13 protein-coding genes and 1 pseudogene are annotated in these 14,552 nt (G+C 58.2%); 13 read left to right on the forward strand and 1 reads right to left on the reverse strand.

All coding sequences use genetic code 11. The features are described 5' to 3' along the window. Positions 1–7: 7 nt before the first annotated feature. Positions 8–985 (forward strand): nuclear transport factor 2 family protein, encoded by a 978-nt coding sequence (locus tag AC2FH0_RS13955; RefSeq protein ID WP_281972712.1) that lies wholly within the window; start codon positions 8–10, stop codon positions 983–985. Between the two features lie 25 nt (positions 986–1,010). Here the strand turns inward: AC2FH0_RS13955 and AC2FH0_RS13960 are convergent, their stop codons facing one another. Further along, a complete protein-coding gene (locus AC2FH0_RS13960; RefSeq protein WP_142636724.1) occupies positions 1,011–1,466 on the reverse strand; it encodes a nucleoside deaminase in 456 nt (151 codons plus the stop codon). A 61-nt stretch (positions 1,467–1,527) separates the two neighbouring features. On the opposite strand from AC2FH0_RS13960, the pseudogene AC2FH0_RS13965 reads away from it, so the two are divergent. The 12 genes and pseudogenes from AC2FH0_RS13965 to AC2FH0_RS14020 form a co-directional block, all read left to right on the forward strand. After that, positions 1,528–2,334: pseudogene (locus AC2FH0_RS13965) on the forward strand (pseudouridine synthase); the annotation flags it as partial. A gap of 177 nt (positions 2,335–2,511) precedes the next feature. Further along, positions 2,512–3,426 (forward strand): 5-bromo-4-chloroindolyl phosphate hydrolysis family protein, encoded by a 915-nt coding sequence (locus AC2FH0_RS13970; protein ID WP_281972709.1) that lies wholly within the window; start codon positions 2,512–2,514, stop codon positions 3,424–3,426. A gap of 31 nt (positions 3,427–3,457) precedes the next feature. Then, the gene (locus AC2FH0_RS13975; protein WP_496789618.1) at positions 3,458–4,648 is read left to right on the forward strand and encodes a toxic anion resistance protein; all 1,191 of its coding nucleotides are present in this window, start codon (positions 3,458–3,460) and stop codon (positions 4,646–4,648) included. Beyond that, the gene (locus AC2FH0_RS13980) at positions 4,617–5,621 is read left to right on the forward strand and encodes a DUF2927 domain-containing protein (RefSeq protein ID WP_496789619.1); all 1,005 of its coding nucleotides are present in this window, start codon (positions 4,617–4,619) and stop codon (positions 5,619–5,621) included. Before AC2FH0_RS13975 ends, AC2FH0_RS13980 begins: the two co-directional genes overlap by 32 nt. Positions 5,622–5,643: 22 nt before the next feature. Then, positions 5,644–6,792: an SPFH domain-containing protein gene (locus tag AC2FH0_RS13985; protein ID WP_496789620.1), complete on the forward strand. Its 1,149-nt coding sequence runs from the start codon at positions 5,644–5,646 to the stop codon at positions 6,790–6,792. Between the two features lie 65 nt (positions 6,793–6,857). Continuing rightward, positions 6,858–7,349: a cytochrome b gene (locus AC2FH0_RS13990; protein ID WP_496789621.1), complete on the forward strand. Its 492-nt coding sequence runs from the start codon at positions 6,858–6,860 to the stop codon at positions 7,347–7,349. A gap of 18 nt (positions 7,350–7,367) precedes the next feature. Further along, on the forward strand, positions 7,368–8,477 hold the full coding sequence (locus AC2FH0_RS13995) for a TFIIB-type zinc finger domain-containing protein (protein ID WP_496789622.1): 1,110 nt from the start codon (positions 7,368–7,370) through the stop codon (positions 8,475–8,477). A gap of 85 nt (positions 8,478–8,562) precedes the next feature. Then, entirely contained in the window at positions 8,563–9,231 is a 669-nt protein-coding gene (locus AC2FH0_RS14000; RefSeq protein WP_496789623.1) for a nitroreductase, read from the forward strand. A 20-nt stretch (positions 9,232–9,251) separates the two neighbouring features. Next, a complete protein-coding gene (dtd, locus tag AC2FH0_RS14005) occupies positions 9,252–9,689 on the forward strand; it encodes a D-aminoacyl-tRNA deacylase (RefSeq protein ID WP_496751910.1) in 438 nt (145 codons plus the stop codon). After that, positions 9,689–10,792: a glycerate kinase type-2 family protein gene (locus AC2FH0_RS14010; protein ID WP_496789624.1), complete on the forward strand. Its 1,104-nt coding sequence runs from the start codon at positions 9,689–9,691 to the stop codon at positions 10,790–10,792. Before dtd ends, AC2FH0_RS14010 begins: the two co-directional genes overlap by 1 nt. A gap of 51 nt (positions 10,793–10,843) precedes the next feature. Continuing rightward, positions 10,844–12,835: a CocE/NonD family hydrolase gene (locus AC2FH0_RS14015; RefSeq protein ID WP_496708734.1), complete on the forward strand. Its 1,992-nt coding sequence runs from the start codon at positions 10,844–10,846 to the stop codon at positions 12,833–12,835. Positions 12,836–12,960: 125 nt separating this feature from the next. After that, positions 12,961–14,544 (forward strand): ABC transporter substrate-binding protein, encoded by a 1,584-nt coding sequence (locus AC2FH0_RS14020; protein WP_142636703.1) that lies wholly within the window; start codon positions 12,961–12,963, stop codon positions 14,542–14,544. Positions 14,545–14,552 lie beyond the last annotated feature (8 nt).

Here is a 14,552-nt window from a genome sequence, read left to right on the forward strand (position 1 = left end):
CCGCTTGATGAGTAACGCGGTAACACCCTCTCCAGAACTGGTCGCCGTCATACGGCGCTGGAATGATGCGGTTCGCCTCAAGGATCGCGCCGCGCTGATGAACCTGCTCTCGTCATCTGAACATCTGCGGTATCAGGGGTCGGCAGATGGCGAAAGCTGGTCCGGACAGGTGTTCCGCCGGGGCTTTGCCGACCACACCCGTGAAATTCCGGATTTCAGCTGGGACGAACATTCGCTCGAGGCGTTTGAATGCGGTGACATAGGATGGGCCCATTGCGAAGCAACACTTGCATTCACATCAAACGGCAAAGCCACGCTCCATAGGTTCACCTTTGTATTGCATCTGGAAAACGGTGTCTGGAAGATGATCCAGATGCATGTCTCCAACCCGACTTCGAACATGGAGAAAATCGGGATCGAGCATGAAGCGCTGAACGCATTGATCGCGGCAGCTCGGCAGGAATTCACTCAGGATCAACAAGAGGGCGCGGCTTCGGTCATGTTTACTGATATCGCGGGTTCTTCTGAAATCACGCGTCAGGTCGGAGATCACAAATGGACCGCGCTCATATCCAGCCATTTCGATCTGGCTGAAAATCTAATTCACACCCATGGCGGCCGACTGGTCAAATCACTTGGGGATGGCACGATGTCGATCTTCTCCTCTGTCCACGACGCGATCCAAGCGGCGACCGAATTCCAAAGGGAAAATGCGGCCCTACAGTCGGATATACCCTTGGGTCTTCGGGTTGGCATTCATACCGGCGATGTCATTCAGCGGGACGAGGATTTCTTTGGATCGGTGGTCAATAAGGCCGCACGGGTGACTGGCCTTTGTGGCGCGAATGAAATTCTTGTCACCGACGTTACCCGATTGCTGCTGGGCGCGACCGCCGGGCTACAGTTCAGCGCTCCGATTTCCGCTCAACTAAAGGGGTTCGGTGGGCCACAGACGGTCTATCGCGTGGACTGGGCCAAACCCTAGCACCGCAGGCCGGTCCCAACCCAGATTATTTACTGTCCCTCTTTTTGGTGAAGAATTCGCGCAGCAGGGCTTCGCAATCCTTGGCGGCAATACCGTCAAACACTTCGGGTTTATGGTGCGACTGTGGATGGGAAAACACCCGCGCCCCGTGAGCTACCCCACCCGATTTGGGATCAGAGGCCCCGTAATAGATCCGCCGAACACGAGCGGCGGCCAAAGCCGCGGCGCACATCGCGCAGGGTTCCAGTGTGACATAGATGTCGTGGTCAATCAGGCGTTCCGATCCGGTCGCAACACAGGCGGCGCGCAGGGCCAGTATCTCGGCATGTGCGGTTGGGTCGTTCAACTCGCGTGTCTGATTGCCTGCCACGGCGACAACCCGGTCGCCCAGCACGATAGCAGCCCCTACCGGAACTTCGCCGCGTTCACCGGCTTCGCGCGCCTGCTCAAGCGCGATATCCATGTACGATTTGAACTCCATGCCTCTGACTGCATCAGAAACCTGCCTTTCGCAAGGCGGCGGGATGCGCTATGGGCTGCAAATGACTAATACCCCTCCTCCAGGCGACCGGATCGCCAAAGTCCTTGCCCGCGCTGGCGTCGCCTCGCGCCGGGAAGCGGAACGCATGATCGAAGCAGGTCGTGTGGTTGTGAACGGCAAGACGATCGACAGCCCCGCGCTGAACGTTACCGCCAAAGACAAGATCACCGTCGACGGCAAGCCGGTGTCCGAGCCGGAACCGTCACGTCTTTGGCTGTACCACAAGCCACCCGGTCTGGTTACGACGACGAAGGACGAAAAAGGCCGCGCGACGATCTTCGACAAGTTGCCCGAGGACATGCCCCGCGTCATGAGCGTCGGGCGGCTTGACCTGAACTCGGAAGGGTTGCTGTTGCTGACAAATGATGGCGGCATCAAGCGCAAGCTGGAACTTCCTGCCACCGGATGGCTGCGCAGATACCGCGTCCGTGTAAACGGGCGTCCAAAAGACGAGGATTTCGCGCCGCTCCGAAAGGGGCTGGTGATCGAGGGTGAACGGTTCCAACCGATGGACGTAACACTTGATCGGCAACAGGGCGCAAACGCCTGGCTGACCATTGGCCTGCGCGAAGGTAAAAACCGCGAAATCCGCCGCGCCATCGAGGATATCGGCTTTACCGTGAACCGGTTGCTGCGCGTCTCGTACGGCCCGTTTCAGTTGGGCAAACTGAAACCCGGAGAGGTCGAGGAAATTCGCCGCCGGGTCATGCGTGATCAGCTTGGTCTTGAGGCTGAGCCCGAGGCTCCGGCCAAACGCCCTGCACGACCACAGCGCAAACGGCCTCCAATCGGCAAGAAATCTCGCAAATGATAAGGGTTAGGTAACCTTCCCCCTAGCGCCGGGGCCGCGCATCCCCTAAGTTTTCCGCAAAGAGAAACTCAGGGAGCATCATGTCCGGGTCCGGAGTACAAAAACTGGCCTACGTGGCCTTATTGGTTCTGTTGTTCGGCGTCTGCACCGGGTTACTGGGAGGGCTGTAAGCACATGGCCAAACGCTTTGGCGGCAAATACAGCCCACACGACTCAGATTCGTCGACAGATCAACCGGCGCGCGGTCAGTTTGATGGCGCGCGCGTCGAACCGGCTGGCGCGCGGGCTAATATCCTGTTTATCCCGGCTGTTCCATTGGTGTTTCTGTCGCTGAACGACGGTGCAATCGGGATGACCATTGGACTTGTTGCCGCTGGTTTGCTGACCGGGGCGGCCTTTCTGCTGCGCGAAGGGTTGCGGGCCGAAGCGGCCTATAACGCGCGGCGCACCGCACGGCGCCCGGCAATTCCCCGCAAGATATTTTCCAGCGTTCTGACCGGCCTTGGGGCCGGGTTGGCCTCATACCGATCCGAGTTTCTCGATGCGGCAACCGTGTCTGACGCCAGCCTCATCGCCCCGGTTTTATTCGGCACCGCCGCAGCTGTGTTGCATTCTGTTTCCTTCGGCTTGGACCCAATGTCAGACAAAGGCATGGAAGGCATCGATACCTTTCAGCAGGACCGTGTCGCACGGGTAGTCGAAGACGCTGAGGCGCATCTGACCGAAATGACCGACGCCATCAAACGTGCTGGGGACCGCCGGATCGAAGCGCGGGTCGAGCGATTTCAGGAAACTGCCCGCGATTTGTTTCGCACCGTCGAAGAAGACCCGCGCGATCTGGCCGGAGCAAGAAAATACCTGACCGTCTATCTGCAGGGTGCCCGTGACGCGACGGTCAAGTTCTCGGATGTTTATGCAAGAACACGTGATGCACAGTCGCTGCAGAATTACTCGTCTCTACTGGATGACCTGGAACAGAATTTCTCTGCCAGGACCCGTAAGATGCTATTGGATGACCGCAGCGATCTGACGGTTGAAATTGACGTGCTGCGCGAACGGTTGCAGCGCGAAGGCGTTCGGTTGGACTGACCGGCCCAAAGTATACAGAGAGGATTACCCCATGTCCGAGGAAGTAAAGAACAAGGCAGTCGAAGCCGAAACGCTGGTACAGGAAGTGACCGCCGTAGCCCTGCCCGACCCCACGGCGGAAGTTGTCCTTCTGAAAGAGGCCGACGAGCCTGTAGGTGCTGAAATTCGTAAACGCATGGGCGAGATCGACATGGGGAACACGAATTCCATCGTGTCCTTCGGCTCGGGCGCGCAGGCCGAGTTGCAGGAAATCAGCCAGGCGATGCTGGCGGATGTCCGCAACAAGGATGTCGGTCCGGCAGGTGACAGCCTGCGTAATATCGTGACCACGATCCGTGGTTTCTCGGTCAGCGAACTTGACGTGCGGCGCGAGCGTAGCTGGTGGGAAAAACTGTTGGGCAAGGCCGCCCCGTTCGCCAAGTTCACCGCCCAATACGAACAGGTTCAAGGCCAGATCGACCGGATCACGGATGACTTGCTTTCGCATGAACATACGCTGTTGAAGGATATCAAATCCCTGGACATCCTGTATGAAAAGACGCTGGGCTTTTATGATGAGCTGGCGCTTTACATCGCAGCCGGCGAAGAGAAGCTGACCGAGCTGGACAGTCAGGACATTCCTCAGAAAGAGGCCGAGGTTCAGGCCGCGCCCGAAGAGGATCAGGTGATGAAAGCGCAGGAGTTGCGCGATCTGCGCGCTGCGCGCGATGATCTGGAACGCCGGGTGCATGATCTGAAGCTGACGCGACAGGTCACCATGCAGTCGCTGCCCTCGATCCGTCTGGTTCAGGAAAATGACAAATCCCTGGTGACCAAGATCAACTCGACCCTGGTGAACACCGTGCCGCTCTGGGAAACCCAGCTGGCACAAGCCGTCACCATTCAGCGCAGCGCCGAGGCCGCCGCCGCCGTGCGCGATGCGAATGACCTAACCAACGACCTTCTGACCGCGAATGCCGCCAACCTGCGCGAGTCGAACAAGGTGATCCGTCAGGAAATGGAGCGCGGTGTCTTTGATATCGAGGCCGTAAAACAGGCCAATGCCGATCTGATCGGAACCATCAATGAAAGCCTGGAGATCGCGGATGAAGGCAAGGCCAAACGCGCCGCTGCCGAGCAAGAGCTGCAGAAGATGGAAACCGAACTGCGCGACACTTTGGCCGCAGCCAAAGCGCGCAAGGACGGTATCGGTGACAACGCCGGAACAGCTGTTCCGGGCTGATGGTGGATTGAAGGTGCGGTCACAGGGATATCTGAAGCCCGTATTGGGTCTGGTCGCATTGCTGGCGCTGGCCAACTGCGACGAGGCCCTGACGTCTTCGGTTGCCCCTCAACCGCGCCCCGTAGCCCCCCCAGCGCCTGCCCCTAATGCCTATGTACCTCCATCTGCGGCCAGTCAGGATCTGGCGCGGTTCTATCAGCGGGTAGAACGTGACCTGCTGACGCGTGGTATGCTGCGCAGCGATGGCGGCGGGCCGGACACTCCCTATGATGCCAGCGATCTGGAGCGCAATTTCGAGGCGATTGCCTTTTTCAACGAGTATCCAGATCACGCCGTCACCGCGACCACATACTCGACCGAGGGCCAGCTTAGCCGATGGTCCGCCCCCATCCGTGTTCAAACAGAATTCGCCCCGTCTGTGTCCCTCGAAATGCGGGCAAAGGATGCCGAACAGGTCGAGATCTTTACCGCGCGGCTGTCCAAAGTGACCGGCCATCCGATGTCTGTCGTTACCCGCAAGGCAAATTTCCATGTCTTTTTCGCGGGAAAGGATGACAGTGCATACGTGGTCTCCCGCCTGAAACAGCTTGTGCCCGGTATCGATCAGCCTTTGCTTGACCTGGTTGCAAACCCGCGTTCAAATATTGACTGTTTTGTCATCGCGTCTCCGACCAACCGGTCCCTGCACCGGTTTGTTCGAGCGGTGGTGCTGATCCGTGCTGAATTGCCTGATATGCTGCGGCGCAGTTGCATCCACGAAGAAATGGCGCAGGGGCTGGGACTCTCCAATGACAGCAACGCTGCGCGGCCATCCATCTTTAATGATGACGATGAATTTGCGCTGCTGACCAGCCATGATGAAAAATTACTGACAATGCTCTATGACCCGCGTCTTGAGCCTGGCGTGGCTGTCGAAGACGCGCGTCCTGTGGTGCGGATCATTGCGCGCGAACTGATGGGCCAGCAGCTGTGAGCCCAAGATAAGGAGACCCCAAATGGGTATTTTCGATTTTCTGACCGGCGAGTTCATCGACGTCATCCACTGGGTCGACGACACCCGCGATACGATGGTCTGGCGGTTCGAACGCGAGGGCCATGCGATCAAATACGGTGCCAAACTGACCGTGCGCGAAGGCCAGGCGGCCGTTTTCGTGCATGAGGGGCAGCTGGCGGATGTTTTCACTCCCGGTCTCTATATGCTTGAGACCAACAATATGCCGATCCTGACGACACTGCAGCATTGGGACCATGGCTTTCAGTCTCCGTTCAAATCCGAGATTTATTTCGTCAACACGACTCGCTTCAATGACCTGAAATGGGGCACCAAGAATCCGATCATGCTGCGCGATCCGGAATTCGGACCGACCCGCATTCGCGCTTTCGGTACTTATACAACCCGGGTCAAAGACCCAGCAAAATTCATGATCGAAATCGTCGGCACCGATGGTGAGTTCACGATGGATGAGATCAGCTTTCAGGTGCGCAATATCATCGTTCAGGAATTCAGCCGGGTCATCGCAGGATCAGGCATTCCAGTTCTGGACATGGCCGCCAATACCGCCGATCTGGGCAAGTTGATCGCGGCAGAAGTGACCCCGGTCTTGGACGGGTACGGGCTGGAGATGCCTGAATTTTATATCGAGAACATCTCACTGCCACCCGCAGTTGAAGCGGCGCTGGACAAGCGGACATCGATGGGGCTGGCTGGTGATCTGGGTAAATTCACCCAGTATTCAGCCGCTGAGGCGATGACAGCCGCGGCCAACAATCCCGGTCAGGGCGGTGGCATGGGCGCTGGCCTTGGCATGGGAATGGGCATGGCCATGGCACAGCAGATGTCGAACATGGCAGCGGGTCAGCCGAGCGGTCCGTGGGGCGGTTCCGCCCCCGCTGCCCAGCAACCTGCGGCGCATGCGGCGCCTCCGCCGCCACCGCCAGTGGAACACGTCTGGCATATCGCCGTTGACGGGCAAACCAGCGGGCCATTTTCCAAGGCCAAGATGGGCCGCATGGCGACAGAGGGAGAGATCACCCGTGACACCCATGTCTGGACCGCGGGTCAGGACGGCTGGAAAAAGGCGGGTGAGGTACAGGAACTGGCGCAGTTGTTCACGATCTTGCCGCCGCCCCCGCCCGGAGCCTGAAGTGACGGAAAGCTTAGGCAGCAACGTTTAACGCGTATCCGCAACCTTTCTGGAAGAGCAAACGAATGTCTACTTTGGACCGCTACTCAAAGCCCCAAATCGTATTGCACTGGCTGATCGCTGTGATCATCATCGGCGAATGGATCAGCAGCGATGGCATGGGACGGGCCCTGCACGCCCGGCTCGAGGGCAACACGGTCTGGACAGAATGGGCCACCCCTCATGTCTGGCTTGGCTGCATCGTCTTTGCGCTGATCCTGGTCCGCATCCTTTTTCGGTGGCGACAGGGCGCGCCTGCCCCTGTCGAGGAAAGCTCGGCCCTGTTGGCGACCGCTGCGAAACTGGGACATCTGTTGCTGTATGCGCTGATGGTCGCGGTGCCAATCTTCGGCATGTTGGCCTGGTTCGGGGGAATCCATGTTGCTGGTGAGGTCCACGAAACCGTGGGCAATGCCCTGTTGTTCGTCGCATTAGGTCACGCTGCCTTTGCCATCTGGCATCATTTCATCAAACGGGACGGGGTGCTGAACCGGATGCGCCTGTCCTCTGGCCGATAACGCAAATTCGAGGCTTCAATGGCCCCTACCGACCCTAACATTGTAGACGGACACCGCTTTCCCTGCGATCAATGCGGGGCGGATTATCGGTTCAATCCCGGTGATGGTACGCTCACCTGTGACCATTGCGGTCACTCAGAGGCAATTGGCGCCGGACCGTGGGGCGGTGCCAGCCTGAAAGAGCTGGATTTCAACAGTGCGCTTTCGGATCAGCTGCCTGATGATGAGATCGAGGAAACGCGTGTTCTGATCTGCCCCAACTGCGCGGCTCAGGTTGAATTCGACCCGGCCACGCATGCAGCCGAATGCCCCTTTTGCGCAACCCCGGTGGTCACCGATACCGGCATCAGCCGTCATATCAAACCCCGCGGTGTGCTGCCTTTTGCGCTGGATGAGCGCACGGCGCATAAAGCTATGGGAGACTGGCTGGGACGGTTATGGTTCGCCCCAAACGGCCTGAAGGACTACGCCCGCAAAGGGCGCAAGATGCAGGGTATCTATGTTCCCTACTGGACCTTTGATGCCGACACGAAATCTAACTATCGGGGTGAGCGCGGCATAGTTTACTATGAAACGCGCAGCGTCATGCGCGATGGCAAGCAAGTTCAGCAACGGGTCGCCAAAGTCAGGTGGTCTCCTAAATCGGGCCGGGTCGCACGGTTCTTTGATGACGTTCTTGTTCTGGCCTCTCAGTCTTTGCCCAAGAAATATACCGACGCGCTGGAACCCTGGGATTTACCCGCGTTGGAGCCATACCAGCCTGAATACCTCGCCGGTTTCCGGGCCGAGGCCTATACGGTCGAACTGAATGACGGCTACACCGAAGCGCGCGCACATATGTCCCGCGTGATCGAACGGGATGTACGCTTTGATATTGGTGGCGATCGGCAGCGCGTTCATGCGGTTGAGACCGATGTGCGGGATGTGACCTTCAAGCATGTCCTCCTGCCGATCTGGATGGCCGCCTACAAATATCGGGGGCAGACCTACAGGTTTGTAGTAAACGGCCGCACCGGGCGCGTTCAGGGGGAACGTCCCTGGTCAGCGCTCAAGATCTCTGTCGCCGTGTGCCTTGGCCTTTTGGTAGCTGCCGGTGTTGGTTACATGGTGGCAACCGGTCAGCAATGACGTGACCGGCTAACCGCATCAGCACTTGAACATCCGCCAGTCTGACCTCATCCTGCGCCCTGTCAACGCCGATGGGGAGGCCTGTGTGACACTATCCGCTCTGAACAATCTACTGGATCAACGGCATTCCTGCCGCGCCTTCCTTTCTGACCCGGTGCCAAAGGATCAGATCAATCAGATCCTGACCAGCGCAGCCCGCGTTCCAAGCTGGTGCAATGCGCAGCCCTGGAGCGTGACCATCACCATCGGGCCAGAGACCGATAAGTTTCGGAAGGCACTGCAGGATGAGGTAGCCGCGGACACGCCATCCCCGGACCTGCCCTTTCCTGCCTCCTATTCGGGCATCTACCAGGAACGACGCCGTGAATGCGGCTGGGCCCTTTACGAAGCCGTTGGCGTTGAACGCGGAGATCGCGCCGGGTCCACCCGGCAGATGAAGGAGAATTTCGCCCTTTTCGGAGCGCCCCATTGTGCAATCATATCCAGCCCAACGGAACTCGGCGCTTATGGCGCCATGGATTGTGGTGGCTTTGTTACGGCCTTCACCCTGGCGGCGCAGGCTCTGGGCATAGCGACAATTCCGCAGGCCGCAGTGGCCAGCTATGGCCCTTTTCTGCACCGATATTTCAACATCCCGGATGACCGTCTGATCCTATGTGCGATCTCTTTCGGCTATGCAGACAAAGACCACCCGGCCAACAGGTTTAGAACCAGTCGCGCCGCGCCCGACGCGTTTGTCGAGTGGGTCGACTGACCATCAAATGGAGGAACCAAATGCGTGCGCTGTTGCAGAGGGTCTCGCTGGCAAAAGTCTCGGTCGAGGGTACGGTGATCGGACAAACCGGTCCGGGCCTGCTGATACTGGTTTGCGCGATGCAGGGGGATGACGACCAAAAGGCCAAACAGCTTGCTGCCAAGGTCTCAAAGCTGCGGATATTCAAGGATGAGGCCGGCAAGATGAACAGGTCGGTTCTGGATATGGGCGGCTCGGCCCTAGTAATCAGCCAGTTCACACTTGCCGCTGATACCTCGCGCGGGAACCGCCCGGGGTTTTCTGAAGCGGCACCGCCAGAGGTTGGAAAGCGCTTGTATGAGGTTTTCGCGCATCGGCTAAGTGGTCTTGGCGTCCCTGTCGAAACCGGTCAATTCGGGGCGGATATGGCCGTCGAACTGGTCAATGACGGCCCGGTCACGATCTGGGTCGAAAGCTGATGGAGCAAAGGCAAAAGGCAACCCGAATATGGCAGGCCGGGGTTGACGCGGTTGGTGGATATGCGGCGACGTTATCCGCCTTGAACGATGTAGAGCAGCCCAACCAAATTCTGGCTGTCGGCAAAGCTGCGGCGGCGATGACCCGCGCAGTGCTGGACCATTTCGGCCCCCTCTCCGCTTTGGTTGTCACCAAGGATGGCCACGGGGACGCCCTGCCTGACCATGTCAGGGTGATCGAGGCCTCTCATCCCGTTCCTGATATCCGCAGTCTGCAAGCGGGCCGCGCACTGCGTGAGATGGTCCAGTCGATGGGATCATCTTCGCATTTGCTACTGCTGGCTTCGGGTGGGGCCTCGTCTTTGGCCGAGGACCTTGTACCCGGCAAAACGCTGGCGAATCTGGAGCAGTTGAACCGAAAACTGCTGTCGGAAGGGATGAATATCTCTGAAATGAACGCCGAACGGCGCAAACTGTCCCAGATCAAAGGGTCTGGCCTGTTGGCTCAGTTCAAAGGAGCGAAGGCGACTGTACTGGCGATTTCCGATGTGCCCGGCGATGACCTGAACGTTATCGGATCGGGCATTGGCGCACTTCCTGAGCCGCGCGATTTTCAGGGAGTTGCGCGCATCGTTGCATCGAACAAGCATGCCCGTGCTGCCGCCGTCCGACAGGCCATGGCCGAGGGCGCACCCGTTCTAGCGAATGAGGAATGCCTGCACGATGACCTGAAAAGCATAACAGCCCGTTTGGGGCCACAGCTGCGCAATATGCCCGAAGGCGTCATGGTTTTCGGTGGAGAGCCAACTGTCGTGCTGCCCAGAAATCCAGGCAAGGGTGGGCGCAATCAGGCCCTCGCTTTAGCGTTGGCCAGAGAAATCGCGGGTATTGCTGGGCTGACGCTGCTTGTCGGGGGCACCGACGGCACCGACGGGCCGACCCAGGCCGCGGGGGCGATTGTTGACGGGACCACCTGGGGCGATGGTGCGGAAAAGGCGCTGCGGGATGCTGACAGCGGCAGCTATCTGGAACGCGTAAATGCTCTTTTCGTCACCGGACCGACCGGTACCAACGTAATGGACCTTATTGTCGCAATCCGAAGCTGATTTGACGATTTTCACCTGCACCAAAACCCTTTTGGCCCCGAGACTGACCGAATGAATCCAGCCGACAATTCGCTACTCGACATCGAAGACCTGCCAGATGTCGGCATTCACATGCCGGATGGGTGCCGGCTTTCAGCCCGGATATGGAAGCCGTCGCATGCAGAAAGCCACCCTGTACCTGCCATTCTGGAGTTCCTGCCCTATCGCAAGCGCGACGGCACTGCGACACGAGACGCCCTGACCCATCCTTGGTTTGCCAAGCGCGGCTATGCCTGCATCCGCGTGGACATGCGCGGCAATGGTGACAGCGAAGGGCTGATGGAGGATGAGTATACCCAGCGGGAACTGGACGATGCAGTTGCAACTATCGAATGGCTGGCGCAGCAACCGTGGTGCTCTGGTTCTGTAGGAATGATGGGGATCAGTTGGGGCGGTTTCAATGCTTTGCAGGTGGCGGCACTACAGCCAGAGGCGCTGAAGGCGATTATCACGCTGTGCTCGACCGCCGACCGGTATGCGGACGACATCCACTACAAGGGTGGCTGCCTGCTGAACGAAAATCTCGGCTGGGGCGCGACCATGTGGTCTTATTCATCGCGCGCTCCCGATCCGGCCCTGCGTCCGAACTGGCGCGAGCTGTGGCTGGACCGCCTTGAGAACGAGCCCTTTCTGCCCTCTGTCTGGTTGCGCCATCAGACGCGAGATGACTATTGGCGTCACGGGTCAGTCTGCGAGGATTTCAGCGCTATCCGGGCGGCGACTTTGGCTGTTGGCGGCTGGGGTGACGCCTATAAGAATACGGTGCCTTTATTGGTTGAACAGCTTGATTCTCCGGTCAAGGGGATCGTCGGGCCTTGGGTTCACAAGTATCCGCATTTTGCTGTTCCCGAGCCCCGAATCGGATTTCTGCAAGAGGCCCTGCGTTGGTGGGACCATTGGTTGAAAAGCCAGGATACTGGCGTCGACCAGGAACCCGACTATCGCGCCTATCTTATGGATGGGGTACGCCCCCAGCGCTGGTACAAGGAACGGCCCGGTTGCTGGGTAACCGAGGATAAAGGCGCGACCTCGCATCTTCCTATTCAAACTCTGAATATTTCTAATGCTGGGCTGGACCAACCCGGACCCCTGGACACGTGCATCCGATCCCCCCAGACCTGCGGGATGGAAGGCGGAGAATACTGCGCCATCTGGTTGGGGCCGGATATGCCGGGCGATCAGCGTGTGGATGATGCATTTTCGGCCTGTTTCGACAGCGCCCCACTGGCCAATGATTTGAACATCGTGGGCGCGCCGCAAATATGCCTGCACATCAGTGCCGACCGTCCCTATGCCCAGATGGCCGTGCGCTTGAATCACGTCCATCCCGATGGGGCAACAACACGCATAACATACGGTGTCCTTAACCTGTGCCATCGCGATACCCATTCGCAACCGACCGAATTGGTCCCTGGCAAGGTTTACGAGGTCACGCTGGATCTGGACCATATCGCTTATCGGGTGCCAAAGGGACACCACTTGCGGATTGCGGTATCCAGCGCCTATTGGCCGCTGATCTGGCCTTCGCCCGAGTCTGCAGAACTGCATCTGACCGAGGGCCAAATCAAGCTGCCCATCCGTCACGCGGCTAGCGAGGCATATGTATTCCCTCCCCCGGATGCCGAGGCCGCACACGACATCACGACTGTCCGAGACAGCCGGAACTCTCGACAGGTCGAAACTGACATGAACTCGGGGGAAACTCATCTGATTATAGAAGATGACTTTGGCCTTGTTACAGAAAACCACCACGGCCTGACACATGGCGGAACAGCCTTTGAACGTTGGTCGATTCGCCCTGATGATCCGTTATCTGCACGCGGATATTGCCATTGGACACAAGAGATAATCCGTGACGGCACAGAGCTGCGTACAGAAACATCTTGCGAAATGTGGTCAGACGCCGGAAACTTCTACCTCTGTGCTGAACTCAAGGCATTTGAAAACGGCAGTTTGGTATTTTCAAAGACTAAGGAGGATACCGTACCGCGTAATCATATGTGAAATTCAAGCAGGTCTGAGCCGGACTTTTTTCTTGCTCGACCAACCGAATTGCGCCTAACTTGACTGGCGCGTCAATAAAAAAACCCGTCAGGGGCTGACGAGATAAATCACTGGGAGATATCTGAATGAACGAACAAATCACTCACATGGCCAAGCAGGTTACAGCTGGCAAGCTGACCCGCCGCGAATTTATGGGGAAAGCTGCAGCACTTGGTGTGTCTGCTGCGATGGCCAGCACAATGTTTGCCGATGCTGCACGCGCGGCTGGCCCGAAAAAGGGCGGTGATCTGAAATTTGGCCTGCAGGGCGGGGAATCCACCAACTCGCTTGACCCGGCCACCTATGCCAGCTCGGTTCCGTTCCAGAACGGCAAGCAGTTCGGCGACCAACTGGTCGAGGTTGCGCCCGATGGATCGATCGAACCGCGCCTTGCAGAAAGCGTCGAAGGCAGCGCGGATGCCAGGGTCTGGACCTTCAAACTGCGTCAGGGCGTGGAATTCCACAACGGCAAGACCATGACCAGCGAAGACGTGCTGAAAACCATGGAGCGTCACTCGAACGAGGATTCCCAATCCGGTGCTCTGGGAATCATGCGCGGCATCGAATCGATGAAGGCTGATGGCGACAATTTCCAGGTTACGCTGAATGAACCAAATGCCGACCTGCCCTATCTGATGGCAGACTATCATCTGATCATCCAGCCGGATGGCGGCATGGAAGATCCTGGCGCAGGGGTTGGCACCGGCCCTTACCAAGTGGAAGTCAACGAACCCGGCGTCCGCCACGTGTTCAAAAAGTTCGCCAACCACTGGAGCGATTACGGCAATTTCGACAGCGTCGAAGTGGTTGTTATCAATGACGCTACCGCCCGGACCGCCGCGCTGCAATCCGGTCAGGTCCACGCGATCAACCGGGTTGAGCCCAAGATTGCTGATCTGCTAGGTCGCGCACCGAACCTGACTGTGCATTCAACCGCAGGCCGTGGCCACTATGTGTTTATCATGCATTGCGACACGGCACCGTTTGATAACAATGAACTGCGTTTGGCCCTGAAACACGCGATTAACCGTCAGGATCTGGTCGACAAGGTTCTGCGTGGCTATGGCTCGATTGGGAATGACATGCCGATCAACGCGGCCTACCCGCTGTTTGACGGTTCGATCCCGCAGCGTGAATTCAGCATCGAAAAAGCAGCTGAGCATTACAAGAAGTCGGGTCATGACGGCTCGCCAATCATTCTGCAGGTCGCTGATGGCGCCTTCCCTGGTGCAGTGGACGCGGCCGCCCTGTTCCAGCAGACCGCGGCTCAGGCTGGTATCCCGCTGGAAATCAAGCGTGAACCCAACGATGGTTACTGGTCCGAGGTTTGGAACGTACAGCCGTTCTGCGCCTCGTACTGGGGTGGCCGTCCGGTGCAGGACCAGATGTATTCGACCGCGTATCTGTCGACCGCAGACTGGAACGACACGCGGTTCAAGGTTCCGGCCTTTGACGAGATGCTGTTTGCAGCCCGCGCCGAGCTGGACAATGACAAGCGCAAAGACATCTACAAACAGATGGGCATGATGGTCCGCGACGAAGGCGGCGTAATCTGCCCGATGTTCAATGATTTCGTCGAAGGTGTCAGCAATCAGCTGGAAGGTTGGGAAAGCGACCCGACCCAAGAGATGATGAACGGCAACATGTCCCGCAAGATGTGGTTCTCCTGATAAGGACC

This window comes from Ruegeria sp. CDSC051 (assembly GCF_059610665.1).

Excerpts from the sequence above, each read along its gene's own strand:
- AC2FH0_RS13955 (WP_281972712.1), top strand. The coding sequence starts at position 8 with ATGAGTAACGCGGTAACACCCTCTCCAGAACTGGTCGCCGTCATACGG.
- AC2FH0_RS13960 (WP_142636724.1), bottom strand. The coding sequence starts at position 1,466 with ATGGAGTTCAAATCGTACATGGATATCGCGCTTGAGCAGGCGCGCGAA.
- AC2FH0_RS13970 (WP_281972709.1), top strand. The coding sequence starts at position 2,512 with ATGGCCAAACGCTTTGGCGGCAAATACAGCCCACACGACTCAGATTCG.
- AC2FH0_RS13975 (WP_496789618.1), top strand. The coding sequence starts at position 3,458 with ATGTCCGAGGAAGTAAAGAACAAGGCAGTCGAAGCCGAAACGCTGGTA.
- AC2FH0_RS13985 (WP_496789620.1), top strand. The coding sequence starts at position 5,644 with ATGGGTATTTTCGATTTTCTGACCGGCGAGTTCATCGACGTCATCCAC.
- AC2FH0_RS13990 (WP_496789621.1), top strand. The coding sequence starts at position 6,858 with ATGTCTACTTTGGACCGCTACTCAAAGCCCCAAATCGTATTGCACTGG.
- AC2FH0_RS13995 (WP_496789622.1), top strand. The coding sequence starts at position 7,368 with ATGGCCCCTACCGACCCTAACATTGTAGACGGACACCGCTTTCCCTGC.
- dtd (WP_496751910.1), top strand. The coding sequence starts at position 9,252 with ATGCGTGCGCTGTTGCAGAGGGTCTCGCTGGCAAAAGTCTCGGTCGAG.
- AC2FH0_RS14010 (WP_496789624.1), top strand. The coding sequence starts at position 9,689 with ATGGAGCAAAGGCAAAAGGCAACCCGAATATGGCAGGCCGGGGTTGAC.
- AC2FH0_RS14015 (WP_496708734.1), top strand. The coding sequence starts at position 10,844 with ATGAATCCAGCCGACAATTCGCTACTCGACATCGAAGACCTGCCAGAT.
- AC2FH0_RS14020 (WP_142636703.1), top strand. The coding sequence starts at position 12,961 with ATGAACGAACAAATCACTCACATGGCCAAGCAGGTTACAGCTGGCAAG.